The organism is Psychrosphaera sp. 1_MG-2023, from assembly GCF_030548245.1.
Taxonomy (GTDB): Bacteria; Pseudomonadota; Gammaproteobacteria; order Enterobacterales; family Alteromonadaceae; genus Psychrosphaera; species Psychrosphaera algicola.
The window spans coordinates 120,500-138,047 of the sequence record NZ_JAUORW010000004.1 but is presented as its reverse complement, the minus strand read 5'-3'; the positions used below and the strand labels follow the sequence as shown (position 1 = coordinate 138,047).

At 38.1% G+C, this 17,548-nt stretch carries 13 protein-coding genes; all 13 read left to right on the top strand.

What is annotated here, in order from left to right; all coding sequences use genetic code 11:
- Positions 1-140 precede the first annotated feature (140 nt).
- The 13 genes from Q4575_RS04785 to Q4575_RS04725 all read left to right on the top strand — a co-directional run bounded on the left by Q4575_RS04785 (position 141) and on the right by Q4575_RS04725 (position 17,547).
- Complete coding sequence (locus tag Q4575_RS04785; RefSeq protein ID WP_303521496.1) at positions 141-1,646, top strand: sigma-54-dependent Fis family transcriptional regulator; 1,506 nt, start codon at positions 141-143, stop codon at positions 1,644-1,646.
- A gap of 80 nt (positions 1,647-1,726) precedes the next feature.
- Positions 1,727-5,155 carry a DEAD/DEAH box helicase family protein gene (locus tag Q4575_RS04780; RefSeq protein ID WP_303521495.1) on the top strand — a complete coding sequence of 1,143 codons (3,429 nt, stop codon included), beginning with the start codon at positions 1,727-1,729 and terminating at the stop codon, positions 5,153-5,155.
- Entirely contained in the window at positions 5,155-6,126 is a 972-nt protein-coding gene (gene rhuM / locus Q4575_RS04775; protein WP_303521494.1) for a virulence protein RhuM/Fic/DOC family protein, read from the top strand. The genes Q4575_RS04780 and rhuM overlap by 1 nt, the downstream gene beginning before the upstream one ends.
- An 82-nt stretch (positions 6,127-6,208) precedes the next feature.
- Positions 6,209-7,852 (top strand): class I SAM-dependent DNA methyltransferase, encoded by a 1,644-nt coding sequence (locus Q4575_RS04770; RefSeq protein WP_303521493.1) that lies wholly within the window; start codon positions 6,209-6,211, stop codon positions 7,850-7,852.
- Positions 7,849-9,036 carry a restriction endonuclease subunit S gene (locus Q4575_RS04765; RefSeq protein WP_303521492.1) on the top strand — a complete coding sequence of 396 codons (1,188 nt, stop codon included), beginning with the start codon at positions 7,849-7,851 and terminating at the stop codon, positions 9,034-9,036. The genes Q4575_RS04770 and Q4575_RS04765 overlap by 4 nt, the downstream gene beginning before the upstream one ends.
- A gap of 27 nt (positions 9,037-9,063) precedes the next feature.
- Positions 9,064-9,705 (top strand): hypothetical protein, encoded by a 642-nt coding sequence (locus Q4575_RS04760; protein ID WP_303521491.1) that lies wholly within the window; start codon positions 9,064-9,066, stop codon positions 9,703-9,705.
- A 1-nt stretch (position 9,706) separates the two neighbouring features.
- Positions 9,707-11,965: an McrB family protein gene (locus tag Q4575_RS04755; protein ID WP_303521490.1), complete on the top strand. Its 2,259-nt coding sequence runs from the start codon at positions 9,707-9,709 to the stop codon at positions 11,963-11,965.
- 10 nt (positions 11,966-11,975) lie between these two features.
- A complete protein-coding gene (locus tag Q4575_RS04750) occupies positions 11,976-13,319 on the top strand; it encodes an McrC family protein (protein WP_303521489.1) in 1,344 nt (447 codons plus the stop codon).
- A 219-nt stretch (positions 13,320-13,538) separates the two neighbouring features.
- Entirely contained in the window at positions 13,539-13,796 is a 258-nt protein-coding gene (locus Q4575_RS04745) for a hypothetical protein (RefSeq protein ID WP_303521488.1), read from the top strand.
- Positions 13,797-14,301: 505 nt separating this feature from the next.
- Complete coding sequence (locus Q4575_RS04740; protein WP_303521487.1) at positions 14,302-14,637, top strand: hypothetical protein; 336 nt, start codon at positions 14,302-14,304, stop codon at positions 14,635-14,637.
- A 47-nt stretch (positions 14,638-14,684) separates the two neighbouring features.
- The gene (locus tag Q4575_RS04735) at positions 14,685-15,377 is read left to right on the top strand and encodes a VWA domain-containing protein (protein ID WP_303521486.1); all 693 of its coding nucleotides are present in this window, start codon (positions 14,685-14,687) and stop codon (positions 15,375-15,377) included.
- Positions 15,371-16,060 carry a PP2C family serine/threonine-protein phosphatase gene (locus Q4575_RS04730; protein ID WP_303521485.1) on the top strand — a complete coding sequence of 230 codons (690 nt, stop codon included), beginning with the start codon at positions 15,371-15,373 and terminating at the stop codon, positions 16,058-16,060. Before Q4575_RS04735 ends, Q4575_RS04730 begins: the two co-directional genes overlap by 7 nt.
- Before the next feature lie 26 nt (positions 16,061-16,086).
- Entirely contained in the window at positions 16,087-17,547 is a 1,461-nt protein-coding gene (locus Q4575_RS04725) for a serine/threonine-protein kinase (RefSeq protein WP_303521484.1), read from the top strand.
- Position 17,548 lies beyond the last annotated feature (1 nt).

The following is a 17,548-nucleotide window of genomic DNA, read 5'->3' as shown; positions in this document are numbered from 1 at the left end:
AACTTTAAATAATTGAGCTATTGCAGAGGTATAGACTCTGTTAAATTAATTGCTCATATGAACCAAAAAATCTGAACTAGGTAAATTATTTTATATACGGTAAGATAATTTACAAATAAATAGAAATAAGCAATTGGACTGTGAATATACTTTTTTCTTGGTTGGGCACTAAAGACATTGAGAATATGCTCGATGGTGAACAAAACGCTTCAATATCAACTACCGCAATAAAATCGCAAGTACCTTTTGATAAAATAGTAATACTCTCAAACCATAAACAAGAGCACTGGGAAAGATTTGAACGTTTTGTCAAAAAGCGTATGTCGACAATAAATAGACCAGCTCAAGATATTCAAGTTTACAAAGCTAATATTGATAGCCCAATAGATTATGAAGCAATTCATCAAGAAACTGAAACTTGGGTTACTAAGTTAAGTGAACAGTCTGATACGTTATCAATAAACCTTACCTCTGGTACTGGCGCAATGACTGCTTTGTCGGTTCTTATAGGCAAAGGCAAAGCGAATGTTCAATTCCTTCAAACAACACCAAAAAATGAATTGCTGCAAGTGGAAATTCCAATCGACTTTGGACAGGAATACGTAAAGTCAGCATCTAAAAATATCGCAAATACCGCAGCGTCACTGCCCAAAATTGATAGCGCCTTTTCAGATATTACGGCGCAATCCAATGCAATGAAAAATGTGGTAGACAAAGCTAAACGTATAGCGCGTTCTGAAGTACCGGCATTAATTCTTGGTGATACTGGTACAGGTAAAGAATTAATGGCAAATGCCATTCACCAAGGAAGCTTAAGGGCGAATAAACCTATAAAGATTATAAATTGTGGTGCGTTATCTGAAAACCTCGTAGATTCTACATTATTTGGTCATAAGAAGGGCGCATTTACTGGGGCGGAAAAAGATCATCCAGGGTTATTTGAGCAGGCTGACGGTGGAACATTATTTTTGGATGAAGTCGGTGAGTTATCCCTATCTGTTCAAGTTAAACTGCTCAGAGCATTGCAACAAGGAGAGGTAATCCGGCTAGGTGACACCAAAACAATTAATGTTGACGTAAGGATCATTGCTGCAACACACCAAGACCTATCAACATTAGTTAAAGAAGGTAAGTTTCGAGAAGATCTATATTATCGATTAGCTGTAGGCATTATTTTTATGCCGACATTAAGTGATAGAGTCGAAGATATTCCATTAATCGTTGGGCAATTAATAGAACAAATTAATGCTTCAGGAAGTAAACATCCTGAGTATATAAGTAAAAATATTTCCGATAATGGAATTAAGTTTATTTTATCGCAGAGTTGGTTCGGTAATATTCGCGAATTATGGAGTACATTAAACCGAGCTTTTTTATGGACTGATTCTGAAGTGATTACTGAAAAGCACATGTTAGAAGCAATGCTAAATAGGTCGAAAACAGAAACCTCAGAATCTATTGAGTTAGCATATAATGACAAAGTGGACATAATTCAACTAACTGAAAATTATCAAAAAAAATATGTGTTGGCTGCATTGAAAGCCAGTGGTAATGTAAAGAATCATGCGACTAAAATGTTAGGATTAAAAGATCATCAAACGTTATCTAATTGGATGAAGCGTTTGAGGATTGAAAATCAAAAGTAAATCAAACGTGATAAATGTTTGAAAATGGCACTTCTCTTGCGATAAAGGATATAAGGAAATAATTAGGAATGAAGAGATCAATGAATTTTGAGCATATTCAAAAGAAGTGGCCAGAGTTGCATCAATTAGCTGCATTTGCGGAAGAATATGCGATATCGGATCCACAAAGTTCGTTAGTTAAACTTCGTTGTTTTGCAGAAAAAGTGGTTGGCTATTTATATAAAGAATTACAATTACCTGTTTTTCCTAATTCAAATATTTATGACAAGTTAACTTCTGATGATTTTACTAGTGTTGTTCCTGGTTTAATTACTGACAAACTCCATGCAATTAGAAAAAGCGGTAATCAGGCAGCCCATGAAGGCAGAGTTGATCAACAACAAGCTATATGGATTTTAAAAGAAAGCTACTACGTTGCCTCTTACCTTTATATGGCTTACGACGGCGGAACTCAGGCCGATTGCGGTGTCTTCTTAGCACCAGAACCTAAGCAAACCATTGAACAAGATGATGCAGAATTTGCTAAAAAGAACAAACAACTATCCATACAACTTACTCAAAAAGAAGCTCGCCTTAAAAAAGCCTTAGAAGAATTAGAGTTATCGGAACTAGCGCAAAAACAAGCGCAGATTGAAGCTGTAAAACTGAAGCAGACCATCAATCAATCAAAAGTAACCGAAATTAAAGGTCGCAATACACAAATCACCTCAAACTTTAATTTCAACGAAGCAGAAACACGCGCTCGAATAATCGATATGGACTTACGTGCCGCGGGTTGGAATGTATCGCTTGACGATACAAGTACAGAAGAAGTAGGTAAAGAAGTTCAAGTATCTGATCAACCCACTACAACTGGTATTGGCTATGTTGATTATGTTTTATGGGATGATGACGGTAAACCACTTGCGGTAATTGAAGCAAAAGCCGCTAAGCATTCCCCTGAAAAAGGCCGCGAACTAGCCAAACTGTACGCTGATGCGTTAGATAAGCAGTTCGGTCAACGGCCAGTCATATTTTATTCTAATGGTTACGACATACGTATTTTAGATGATGCTCAAGGTTACAATAGTCGTAAGCTTTACGGTTATTATTCAAAAGACTCACTGCAATATTTAATTAAACAGCGCAAGTTGAAAAAAGATATAAATAAAACCCCCATCGACATAAACGTTGCTGGTCGTTTATATCAAATGGAAACCATCACTCGGGTCTGTGAACGTTTTGCTGATAAACATCGTAAATCACTTATTGTTCAAGCTACTGGAACGGGTAAAACTCGGGTGTCTATTGCACTAGCAAAACGCCTGTTAGATGCTAGATGGGCTAAGCGTGTCCTATTTTTATGTGACCGTAAAGAGTTGCGTAAACAGGCTGGTAATGCCTTTAACGAATTCACTAACGAGCCGCTTTATGTTGTAGGTAAAAGTAAAAAAGAATTAGCAACAAACTCACGTGTATTTATTGCAACGTACCCTGGCATGATGGGTATTTACCAAAAATATGATGTGGGGTATTTTGACTTAATCGTAGCAGATGAATCACATCGCTCTATTTACAATATTTATGGCGACATTTTTAAATACTTTGATGCCCTCGAAGTTGGTTTAACCGCAACACCAGTAGAAATGGTATCACGTTCTACCTGTCAATTATTTGGTTGTGACTTTAAATTACCAACCGCTAACTACCCTTTAGAAAAAGCGATTGAAGAGGGTAATTTAGTGCCTTATAAAATCGTTAGCTTTACTACAAAATTTTTACGTGACGGTATCAAAAAGGATAACCTAACGGATGATCAAATCGCTGCACTTGAAGATAACGGTGTTGATCCAAACACCTTAGATTTTGAAGCTAAACAAGTTGACGAAGTGGTTAAAAACAAAGATACCAATAGGGTGATCCTTCGTAACTTAATGGAAAAAGGCATACGTGATATAGACGGTCAATTGCCGGGTAAAACTATCGTATTCGCTCGGAATATTGCTCATGCAGAGCTCATGGCTCAACTGTTTAGTGAAATGTACCCACAATTAGGCAGTAACTTCTGCCGTGTAATTCACTCAAAATACGAACGAGCTGAAGAGTTAATCGACGACTTTAAGTCTTCAGAAGTAAACAGTGTTCGAATTGCTATATCAGTAGACATGTTGGATACCGGCATTGATGTCCCAGAATGTGTAAACCTTGTATTTGCCAAACCTATAAAATCGAAAGTAAAGTTCTGGCAAATGATTGGCCGCGGTACGCGCTTATGCAAAGATCTCTACGGCGAGGGCAAAGATAAAACACATTTCTTAATTTTCGACCATTGGGAAAATTTCGATTACTTCGATATGGATCCTGAGGAAGAAGACGTAAAACAAGCAAAGTCGTTAACGCAAAAGCTTTTTGAATCACGCTTAACATTAGCAGAAACTGCATTGAAAAAAGCTGATATCGAGACATTTGATTCGGCCATAAAATTGATCCACCAAGATATAAATACCCTCGACATGGGGACAATAGCGGTACGTGACAATTGGCAAGTAGTTAAAAAATGCAATGACGAAAAAATATTAAATCAATTTTCCCCACAAACCAAAGCAAATTTAATTGAACATATTGCGCCACTAATGCAATGGCGTAATATAATGGGACAATCTGAAGCTTTTAAATTTGATAATGAAATCGCCATTATTCAAACATTACTGTTTACAGACCTTAGTCAGTTAGATCTCGTGAAACAAGGTTTATTGAGTAAAGTTGAATCATTGCAAATGCACTTAAACGAAGTCCGAAGAAAAGCCAGCGATATTGCGAAAATTCAAACTGAAGAATATTGGAACAACTTAAGCTTTAACGCATTAGAGGGTTCACGTATCGCACTGCGGAATATTATCCACCTTAGGGATAAGAAAATTTATACTCCACCGCCAGAAATTATAATAGATATAGAAGAGGAAGAAGGGGAATACCAAGTCAATGAGCGACCGACAAAAATAGTGTCAATCGACTACCAAATTTTCCGTCAAGAAGTAGAAAAAACACTCTCACCAATATTTGAAAGCGACCTAGTTTTACAAAAGATCAGAAAAGGTGAGCCAGTATCAGAAGATGACTTAGCGCAACTTAATTCATTAGTGCATACGCAAAATCCCAATATTGACTTAAATACATTAAAAGAGTTTTTTCCAGAGTCTACAGCGTCGTTAGATAAAATATTACGTACCATTATTGGGATGGACAAAGACGCAATTGAGGCTAGTTTTACTAAATTTGTACAACAGATCCATACCCATATAAACGCCAAGCAACAACGATTTATCGGCATGCTGAAAAACCACTTAATTCGCAACGGCGTCATTCAATTAGATCAGCTTTACGACGCACCATTTACCCAAATACACGATATGGGATTAGACGGTGTGTTTAGTCAACAACAAGCGGATGTAATAGAACAATTTATTAAACAGTTTGATGTGGAGCTGGGTAATAAAAATCAAACGGTTAATAAAGAATTGAGCATGTAATGAGCAAAGACTTAGAAATTTACCAAAATGAAGATGGTAGCTTACAGTTAGCTGTTACATTGCAAGATGAATCAGTTTGGTTGACTCAGGCTGATATGGTGACTTTATTTGATAAAAATAAAAGAACGATTTCAGAGCATATTCGCAATATATTTAAAGATGAAGAATTAACAGAAGCGGCAGTTGTCCGGAATTTCCGGACAACTGCCGCAGATGGTAAAAGCTATAACGTAAACCATTATAATTTAGATGTTGTTATTTCTGTTGGGTATCGTGTTAAATCTAAAAATGGTGTTCGCTTTCGTCAATGGGCAACCAAAACGTTAAAGCAGCATTTATTACAAGGTTACACACTTAATCAACAGCGCTTAAGCCAAAACGCCAACGAACTTGAAAAAGCTTTATTGTTGGTAAAACGCGCGGCAGCGTTACCACAAAACAGTGAGTTTGGTGCGGGTTTAGTTGACATTATTGCCAGTTATACCCAAACATTTTTATGGTTACAGCAATACGACGAAGGATTATTACATTCACCGCAAGGGGAGTTAGGTGGTCAATTAACACCATTAACCGATGCAAAGAAAGCCATAACCGAACTAAAGCAAAACCTCATGAAAAAAGGCGAAGCTACAGCATTATTTGCTAACGAGCGCGATGATGGTTTAGCAGCTATTTGGGGCGTACTAGAGCAAACCGTATTTGGTGAACCTGCTTACCCAAGTTTAGAAAGCAAAGCGGCTCATTTGATATATTTTGTTGTTAAAAACCACCCGTTTAGTGACGGCAATAAACGCACCGCAGCCTTTTTATTGGTGGATTTTTTAAACCGCAATAACCGGTTATTAAATGATAATTATCAACCGGTTATTAATGACACTGGCTTAGCGGCAATTACCTTACTGGTTGCTGAGTCTAAACCAACTGAAAAAGACATTATCATTCGCTTAATTGAAAACTTATTAAGCCAATAAACAGACAAAAACACACATAACAAACACATTCGAATTTTATTTGTAGGTCGGGCTTTAGCCCGTCAAAGGAAATTAACAGCATATGATCACAGGTCCACTAAAAAGCAAAATCGACAAACTTTGGGAAGAATTCTGGACGGGCGGTATTACTAATCCGTTAACGGTAATCGAGCAAATTACCTTTTTAATGTACGCTCGCATGTTAGACATGAACGAGCAAGCTGACGAAAAGCGTAGCGCGAGAACCAACAAAGCTTTCAGTCGTCGTTTTAACGATCATCAACAACACTTACGTTGGCAAAACCTGCGTCACCTTGGCGCAGAAGAGCTTTACAAATTAGTAAAAGACGAACTGTTCCCGTTCTTTGCTTCAAGCTCAGCTGTCTCAGTTGCAGAAGGTTCAGTTGCAGAAGGTTCAGTAGCAGATGGCAACGAAGGTTCACTCTTTAGCGAGTTTATGAAAGACGCGCAATTGATGATCCAAAAGCAAAGCTTGTTAGTAAAAGCGGTAGAAATGGTTAACGACCTACCACTGGACAACACCGACACTAAAGGTGATTTATACGAGTATTTATTAAGTAAACTTACCACCGCAGGTATTAACGGCCAGTTTAGAACACCACGCCATATTATTCGCGCCATGGTTGAAATGATGGACCCAACCCTAGAAAGCCGTATTTGTGACCCATCAACAGGCACAGGTGGCTTTTTATCTATTTCTTATGAATATTTGCTTGAAAAATATAGCTCTGCCGAAGGTATAGAGCGCGAGCCAATATTTATTACTGAAGATGAAGGTAAAAATGGCGATGCAGGTAAACCACTATTAGATGTTTACGGTAAACAAGTTGAAAACGTACTCTATTCGGGTGATTTAATTACACCAGAAGCCCGTAAGCATATAGACACCGACATGTTCCACGGCTTTGATTTTGATGCCACCATGTTACGTGTTGCTGCAATGAACTTAGTAATGCACGGTATTAAACAACCTGACATTCATTACCAAGATACCTTAAGCCAACGCTTTAGCGAAAACTTCCCGAACGAATCAAAAGAAGGCATGGAAATCATTCTTGCCAACCCACCATTTAAAGGCAGTTTAGACGAAGAAGACGTTTGCCCAGAGTTATTGCGCAAAGTAAAAACCAAAAAGACTGAGCTGTTATTTGTTGCGTTAATTGAGCGTATGTTAAAAGTGGGTGGCCGTTCCGCCACTATCGTGCCAGACGGTGTATTATTTGGCTCATCAAAAGCCCACCAACAATTGCGACAATTGCTGGTGGATAATAACCAGCTTGAGGCAGTGATATCTTTACCAAGTGGGGTGTTTAAACCCTATGCAGGTGTTTCAACAGCCATCCTTATTTTCACTAAAGGTGGCAGTACCGACCATGTCTGGTTTTACGATGTACAAGCCGATGGTTTCACGCTTGATGATAAACGCACACCAATAAAAGATAACGACCTACCAAGCTTAGTGAGCGAATTTAAAGCCCGTGATAAAGCACAAGCGACCAGCGATGCTAACGATAAAACCCAAAAGGCATTTTGGGTAAGTAAAGACGAAATTACTTCAAATAAATACGACCTATCAATCAATCGCTACAAAGAAGTGGTGTATGAAGAAGAAAGTTATGAAGCACCAAAAGTAATTTTAGAAAAATTAGTAGCATTGGAAAATGACATTTTAAGTGATCTAAAAGCACTGGAGGAAATGCTGTGAGTTGGCCGAAAGTAAAGCTAAAAGACTGTTGTAAAGTCATTGGTGGAGCTACCCCTAAGAGGAATGTACCTGAGTACTGGGAATCAGATGACGTTCCTTGGGTAACACCAAAAGACGTCTCCAATTTAACTGATAAAACTTTATTAGACGCACCAGAATATATATCTCAACTTGGTTTCGATAAATGTGCAACTTATTTACTGCCTAAAGGAAGTATCTTACTTACATCACGTGCACCAATAGGAAATGTGGCAATAGCTGGCAAAGATATGTGTACTAATCAAGGTTTTAAGAGTTTGGTAGCGGGAGAAGGTGTTGATAGTACATATTTGTACTATTGCATGCTAACTCATAGTAAGCATTTAGATGCTTTAGGTAATGGTGCAACTTTTAAGGAAGTATCAAAAAAAGTAGTTGAAGAATTCGAAATCCCACTCCCACCACTCGAAGAACAAAAACGCATTGCAGCGATTTTAGATAAAGCCGACGCCATCCGCCGCAAACGCCAACAAGCCATCAACCTCGCTGACGACTTCCTCCGCAACGTATTCCTAGACATGTTCGGCGATCCTGTTACTAACCCGAAGGGATATGAAAAGGTTTGCTTAGGTCAAGTCTGTACTATTAAAGGTGGTAAAAGAATTCCTAAAGGGGAAAAGCTTGTTAAAGAAAATACAGGATATCCTTATATAAAGGCTGGAAATATTAAAAATGGAAAAGTTAACTCTAACAAACTTGAATACGTTCCACATCACGTTAGGGAAAAAATCGCGCGATATACAGTTGATGCCGGTGATGTTTGTTTAACTGTCGTTGGGGCTAATATTGGGGATGTGGGTGTTGTTCCTGATGAGTTGCATAGTGCTAGCCTTACAGAGAATGCAAATAAATTGCTCATTCAAAATAAGAAAATAATAACTAACTTTTATTTGGCATCAGCTCTGCAAATGGACTTCATTCAGAATCAAATTAAATCTAAAACTATGGCTGTTGGTGTCCCCAAATTAGCTCTTTTCAGAATTGAACAATTAGAAATCCTTATACCTCCAACGGAATTACAAAAAAGATTTGAATCAATAGTTAACACAGTAGATTCGTACCTGGGCAGGCTTTCTTTGAATCAAGGGCTTTGCGACACTCAATTTCTTGCACTAAGCCAAAAAGCCTTCGCTGGCGAATTATAGCTCTTACTAAAAAACAAGGACGTTGATATGTCAAAATACTTAAGTAATGAATTGCCTGATTTTCCAGAATGGTTCGAATCGCACTTAAGCGAACAATTGTGTAGTGTCAGCTTTGAATCTACGTCAGATAGCATGATTTCATATATTAAGCTCTGGGGGCTGATAGAAATTTTTACTAAAATAATCGTGAAACTATACGAAAAGCGTTGCCATATTAAAGAGTTGGAACCGCTCAGGCGTGACATATGTAAAGCTCAAGCTGAGCTTAAAGTATATTCCGAATCTTTAGAGAATTTTATTTCTCAATATCAGCAAAGTATTTCTTACAACGAGGCAATAAACTTGTCAGAAGACATTGCCAAAGTGTCTATCAGTCTTAAGCGACTTTCGGTAAATAAGTTTTCGACTAAAGCTAAAGATATAGCCCCTCAACCTTTACCAAATCAAGAGGACTTTGAGAGAGCATCGAATTATTTAGGTTTGGAAACTGAGTTAATTGGGAAACTCCTCAAGCCTAAAGGAAAACAAAGCAAATATTATGATACGCGAAACCTTATTGCTCATGAAGGGAAAATAGATATTAAACCTGACAATTTGTTTAATTTAAGAATTCAACCCATAAAAACGGCGGTAGAGCAGATAAGAACAATCGTTACGGAGCCAATGTAAAATGCCAAGAGACTATTCAAAATATCAATTTAACGGACAAGAATTAGGAAAGAATAGATTGGTTCTTGAAGTTATAAAGCAATACGTTAACGCTAAAAAGCCAAGCTACTCGCAACTATTGCAAACTTTTCCTGCTCAAATACATGGCTCACGAGAACTGTTTTTAGAGAAGTTAGAGTACGACAAACTACCTGAAGACGCAGATGATAAAAAGCATAACCGTTATTTTAAAAAAGCAGTCGAGGTTATAGAACTTGAAGATCGAGAAGTTTTAGTAACGAATCAATGGGGAATTGACAATATTGCTCGGTTTATCAAAAAAGCAAAGAGTCTTGGTTTTGAAATTGGTGAACCTACAAATAGTTACGACGATGTATACTGGTTTTTAGGTGCTTCATATGGTGGTGACGATGATCAAACGGAAAGGTTTTTGAGAGATGGCATTTGGCAGAATGGAACTGATGGAAAATATACTGACAAAGTAAAGGAAATAAGAAAAGGAGACAAAATCGCCATTAAATCTGCCTATACACAAACTCATGGTTTGCCATTTGATAACAAAGGTAAAATGTCATCTGTGATGGATATTAAAGCGATAGGTGTAGTCACTGAAAACTTGAATGATGGAAAGACCTTAAAAGTAGATTGGCAAACCGACTTTAAAAAGCTTACTTGGTACATATACACATACCAGCCTCGAATTTGGAAAGTTATCCCTAATAACAAAGAGAGAAAAGGTTTAGTTGATTTTACATTTAACGGTGCGAGACAAGACTTCTCAATATTTTTAAATTCAGATGATGAATTCGATGGTCTATCTATGCCTTCGTCTTCCGCTGATTCGTCTTTAAACACTATTTTATATGGCCCACCGGGCACAGGAAAAACCTATCACTCAATTCAAGCGGCGGTAAAAGCGGCAGAACCTGAAATGTTTCGTGCTATTGGTATTGATGAAAGTTTAGGAACAACAACAGAACAGCGAACCGAATTAACTCGCCTTTACAAGGAGCTTTATAGTTCAGGCCGCATAAGGTTTGTTACTTTCCATCAAAGTTATGGTTACGAGGAGTTCGTTGAGGGTTTAAGTGCTAAAACTGAAGGCGAACAACTTAGTTACTTTGAAAAGGATGGTGTGTTTAAGTCGTTATGTTTAGATGCCAAAGAGCACCAAATTGCAAAAACAAAAACGATTGCAAGCACCTTTGAAGATAAATGGCAGGTCTTTTCTGAAGAGTTAGCCGAAGCTGATGACGGACTTAAAATAGATACATTAAGTAAAAAGACTTACTTTACCGTTACAGATATAACGAATAATACAATTCGGTTTGATAAGAGTAATGGATCGTCAGTTCATTCGTTAAGTGTAAAGACACTGCGAGCCGTTTATAACGGTGAAAAAGAAATTAAAGGTGGGTTGCAACCTTATTATGGCGCGGTGATTGAGTACCTTAATAAATTTAAAACACAAAATGATGCTTATAAAAAAGAGCGTAAAAACTTTGTATTAATCATTGATGAAATCAATCGCGGCAATATTTCAAAAATATTTGGTGAGCTAATTACATTGATAGAACCATCAAAACGCTTAGGGCGCTCGGAAGCTATCGAAGTAACCTTACCTTACTCCGGCGATAAATTTTCAGTGCCGGATAACCTTTACATTATCGGGACAATGAATACCGCTGATAGATCTTTAGCGTTAATGGATACAGCGCTTCGCCGCCGTTTTGATTTTGTAGAAATGATGCCTGATTATGATGTTCTGCATAACGAAGAAGGCTTGTCATTCAAAGTTGAAAGTGACGGTTTTGAAATAGATTTAGCGCTGCTACTGCAAACACTGAACAAACGAATATCAGCACTATATGACAGGGAACATCAGCTAGGTCATGCGTTTTTAGTGCCTGTTGTGAAAGCTATTGCTGCTGGTGAGGACGAGAAAGCGCTTCTCGAATTGAAGAGCTGCTGCCAGAATAAGATTATTCCACTACTCGCTGAATACTTTTTTGAAGATTGGCAAAAGATTCGGCTAGTGCTTGGCGATAATCAAAAGCCCGAAGTCTATCAACTTATTAAACAGTCAGATGTCGATTATGAGGTGCTCTTTGGTGATACTGAGGATGTTGGTGACGTTGACGATGACCTGCAGGACTATAAGTTGATTGAAGCTGATTCTAAGCTTTGGACTGATCCTTTGACCTATATAGGCATATATAGCGCTGGTAATTTAACTTTCTCAAATCAGGATGAAGGTTAACTCGCTCAACATGATTAAGGGATTAAAACGACGACAAACGACTAACGTTACCGTATTTGAGTATGGACTCTTAGGTGCTAGTTCTAAAGCGGCAGAAAAAGATAATGTAGAAGCAATATCGGAAAGTGCTTTTGAATATCTTAAAAAGTGTTGTTTATGTGACGAGTCAGAGTCACGTTTTTTAAAGCTGAAAATTGCGCATGGTATGGAAGTCCTACAAGTGCAAAATTATGCTGGTGTCGTTCTTTGTCCTGATGGTACCCAAATAGAAATACTCCCTAAAGTAGCTAAAGCTAATGAGGCTGGCGATACCAATAAGCGTGAAGAGTTAGCTCGGCTATCGCTGCTAATGATGCTTAGGTCTTTAAAAAAGTTCAGACATATAGAAACAGAAGTCGCCAGTATTAAAAAGCAGAAAATGCCATTAATGGAAATCTTTATTTCTCAGTTTTTAAACGCTGTTAATGTTTTGGTTAAAAAGGGTATTAGAAGTGACTATGTTCGAGAGCAGACTAATAGTGCTTATCTAAAAGGCAAGCTACTACACAGCCAGCAACTTAAGCACAACTTTATTAATCGCCACAAGTTTTACGTCGAATACGATGCTTATTTGATGGATAAAGCGGAAAACCGACTTGTTCATTCAGCACTTAAATCGGTCGCCTCTTATACCAATGTGAACAAGAATAAGAAGCTATCTCAAGAGCTGCTGTTTGCTTTTGACGAGGTGCCTCTCAGTACAAACTACAAGAACGACTTTTCTAGTGTAAAACTCCAAAGAGGCATGCAGCACTACGACGTGCCGCTTAGTTGGGCACGGCTTATACTGGAAGGCTACTCACCTCAGTCAATGTTAGGTGAAAACAATGCTTATTCGTTGTTATTTCCAATGGAAGCTGTGTTTGAGAACTTTGTTGCAAAATATTTAAAACAACGAACCCCCCATCATTTAAAACTTTGTGCTCAAGTACAAAGCAAATCGCTAGTAAGTTATGGAGACAAACATTATTTCCGTCTAAAACCAGATTTATACCTTAAAGATGTTACGCGGAGTGACACCATATTAGATACTAAGTGGAAGTTAATCGATCAGAATAAAAAAGCAGGAAAAGATAAGTTTGGCCTATCTCAAAGCGACTTTTACCAAATGCTCGGTTATGGCTATAAGTACCTAAAAGGTGACGGGGTACTAATTTTGATTTATCCAAAAACGGATAATTTTGAACAGGTTCTATCCAATGATTTCTATTTTGACGACAAGCAGATGTTAAAGTTAAGAGTAGTACCATTTGATGTTAATTATCACTGTAAGGAAAGGGTTAGTTTGGAATTGTTAGGGATTTCCAATGACTAAAAATGTATCTTTGTTTTCGGTGCATCAAATGCCATTGCAAAGTGGTTCAAAGAAGAGCTAGTAAGGTTGCTAGTGCTTGAGGGTAAACAAGCGGGTGTTAAAACATTGTAGCCAAATCGGACAACAATGTGCTGGCAAGTTCATATCATTGATAACTAATACAAGTCGAATGAATAGACAATTATTGTTTGCGAAACCAATGGTCGCTTTATTTTCTTTATGCCTGTTACAACACGCTTAACTATTGAAGAGCTAACTAATGTACTTACTATTGGCTGGAAGGCAATGTTAGCGGATAAATTGGAAAGCTATCAACTCATTCCTAGAAGTGAAATAGCTCTGTTATTGAGTGGATTATTATATTTAATGTTTAACGTTGAGTGGGGCAAAAGTATCGATTTGAGTATAAGTGGGCATATTAGCTATTTATCTAAATACTACTGTAAAACGAATAACAAACAAATAGACCAAACGTAAAGGAAGAGTTATTCCGCTAGAGAGTTTATTGGGGTATTGCCAACGATTAAAATAACTTAACTATTGCAACTAATCTATTGTTGATTTATATATAAGTTAACTTAATTTAATGATTGATTTGTAAAAGTTGAAAATGAGTACTGAAATAAGTAAGACTTATAAACTCAACTTGATCTGTAAATGTTACCTAAATGACAACAAGGATGTTTATGTCACCAATTCTAATTTCTGCAAGAAAGTTCCCATTTTTCGGTATTGAGCTTCAAAATAACAACCTTAATAAGCATTTAAGTGCTTTACAATTTCTTAAATCAAAACATTCCTTATAACACTTCTAACTTATGTGATTTGCCATGTGTATGGTCGGTAATAAAAATTACCAATTGGTATTTTTTGTTGCAGATTTGTTTTTTTTGAATGTTATTTATTGTATATAAAACAATGAGTTGGGGTTGGTCTGTTTCTCGCATTTAGTATTGTTATCTAACTATGTGAGGAAAACGTTATGGCTTTTGTTTTAAGAGAAAATGATCGACTTTATTTTGCATCTGGTTTGACGAATAGTTTACATGCGCAGATTCGAGAAGGGCAGCGGGGTATATCTCAAAAGCAGGTTTTGCTTGCATATCGGTACGGTCGGATTATTCACGCGAGGCGTGCGGTTTACCATGTGGTTGGTAAAAAGGAAATTGAAAAATATGGTGATATTGAACCGGATTTAAAAAATATGAATGGTGTTCAATTGGTTATGTCCGCAAATGGAACAGTGTTAACGGCGTTTAAAAATAAGGATTTACGAAAAGTTCGCCCGTACAAGCACAGTCATAAACATTTACATTAATTGAAGTTTGATTGGCATACAGTTAATCAAAATTAAAAGGATAGAAAATGAGTTTAAAAAAATTCGCAGTAGCAAAAGCCAGAGCACTCCCTGTCATTATTCTAGCGGATACCAGTGGCAGTATGTCAGTGAACGGGAAGATCGCAGCGCTTAATGAAGCTGTACAAAACATGGTTTCGACGTTTAGACAAGAATCAGCTCGACAAGCTGAAATTCAAGTGGGTTTAATCACATTTGGCGGTGATAAGGCTGAAATGCATCTACCACTGGCTAAAGCATCTGAAATAGAAGCTATGCAGCCACTCGATGCGATTGGTCGCACACCAATGGGTCATGCGTTCGAATTAGCGACTGAGTTGCTTGAGGATAAAGAATTGATCACATCTCGCGATTATCGCCCTGTATTAATTTTACTTTCTGACGGTATTCCAACCGACAGTTGGCAAGCAGGTTTAGAACGTTTAACAACCAGTGAACGCGGGCAAAAAGCCAGTCGTTTTGCAATGGCGATTGGGGCAGAAGCAAATATCGATGTGCTTGAGGCATTTAACAATGACTTAGAAGCGCCAGTATTTAAAGCTAATGAAGCCAGAGATATTCACCGTTTCTTTAGAGCAGTCACCATGAGCGTAACAGCACGCTCTCAGAGTAGAACCCCTAACGAACTCGCACCGATTAACTTTGATGAGTTAGACAACGATGACGACGATTTAGGCTTAGATTTAGAAGGCCAATGGTAAATATTCACCACCTAAGTGTTTCTGTCATTGGGCCTGGTCATGTACTAAATGGTCAACCTAATCAAGATTCTGTTCTAGTAAAACGGGTGCCAAGTGGATGGCTTGCTGTTGTTTGTGATGGCATGGGGTCTAAGCCTGATTCTGATGTGGGATCAAAGCAAGCATGTCGAGCTGCATTTGATGTGATTAAGGCGGTTGATTTCAGCATTGAAAGTAAAGCGCTTATCAAGCGGGTTTACCAAAAGTGGTTGAACTCGCTTGGCGATATTCAAGCCAGCGATGCAGTGACAACATGTTTGATTGCTTGGCTTTCTGATAGTGGAGAACTTAGAACGTTTCAGTTAGGTGACGGTTTAATTCTAACTTCGCAACAGACAACTGAGAAGTTGGATACAAATGATTTTGGCAACATCACTACAGGCTTAGGTAAATCTAAACAGTTTTCAGACTGGCAAGTAACGAAACAACAATTGAGTGTAGGTGATGTGATTGCACTTATGACCGACGGTATTAGTGAAGATCTGCACCAAGGCATGGAGCTGGACTTTGCAAATTCGATTGTTGAAAGCACTAAGGGCAAGAGTATTAGACAAGCTAAGGCTTGGTTAAAAAACGAATTTAGGAACTGGGGTACACCGAATCACACGGATGATAAAACCTTCGCAGTAATGGTTTTGAGCTAGATGTGCAGAGTAAAGGTTATAAATAAATGACAAAAGAACAAACCAACAAACGTATTGTAACCGACATCTTTGGTCAAGAGTTTGAGTTAGTCAAAAAGATTGGACAAGGTGGTCAGGGAGTTGTTTGTACAACTCAGGTTGATAACGTGCTGGTTAAAATGAGCACGCAGCGAGATAAAGATAAAAAAAGAAAATGGCTTGAGCATGTTCATTGGTTAATGAGGCAACCTTTAGAGCAATTAAACATTGCTAAACCATTCTCGCGCATTGCTATGAAAGGGAATAACTTTGGTTATGCAATGGAGCTGATGGATGGATTAATTTCTCTAGAATCGTTAATGAATGAAACCGAAGAGTTAATTGCTGCGGAAGGTTCACCAGAACACTATTTAACAACGGGTGGCTTAAAGCGCCGGATGACTATTTTGGCAAAGCTCGCCAGAACATTGTCAGATCTCCATGCTAGAGGGTTAGCTTACGGCGATTTATCTCCGGCTAATATTTTTGTTTCAGAAAACCCTGAGTACTCTGAAGTGTGGTTGATTGACTGTGACAACATTTGTGTTAACCAACGTGAAAGTTTTGATTCTTTAGTAGATGAAGGCAAGCCAGGTCGCATTTTTAGCCCAGGTTTTGGTGCACCAGAAGTTGTTAATGGCGATAGTTTTGTTTCCTCACTGACGGATGCATGGAGTTTCGCAATCGTCGCGATGAAGCTATTAACAACTAATCACCCATTTATTGGTGAAGCGGTTGAAAATGGTACTCCTGAAAACGAAGAGCGTGCGTTTGCGGGTGAGTTACCTTGGATATACCACCCAACTGATCATGCTAATGCGCTAGATGAAGAGTACCCCAAAGGCATTCCATTAGAGCTGGTAGCGCTAAAGCCTCTTTATAATTTATTTGAGCAATGCTTTAACGAAGGTAAAAATGATCCGCTAGCCAGACCAAGTTTAAGTGAATGGGCGGAAGTCTTTGAACAGCTTGCCCATATGCTAGTGAAGTGCCAAAACAATGAATGTAATGCTTCTTTTAACTTCTTGGTAAGTGACGGCCATTTAGAGTGCCCTTTCTGTGGATCCTCAATGAACAACAGCCAAGTCTTGTATATACGTAATAACCTCCAAGATTTATCAATTCTAGAGCTTCCTAACACAACGATTTACGATACATACGTTGATACTGGGTATCACCAAACGCTTAATATTGGCGAAACCATCGTAATCAAAAACTCTTGCCCTGGTTCTATGTACTGGTCTGAATCACAAGAACTACTGTCGATACGCTTTTCTAAAGAGGGCTTAGAGATCACGCCAATAGGTGTTAAATCTTTTGAGATGGGGATGGGTAAAAACAAACTTCAAACCTTCAACTCGAAAACACCAGTATCAGCTTCAACAAGAGCTAATCAATGGCTAATTATTAAGCCTGTCGTCGATAATCCTGAGCCGAAAATTGCTAATTTGTTTAGGTTGAGGTGGTAGG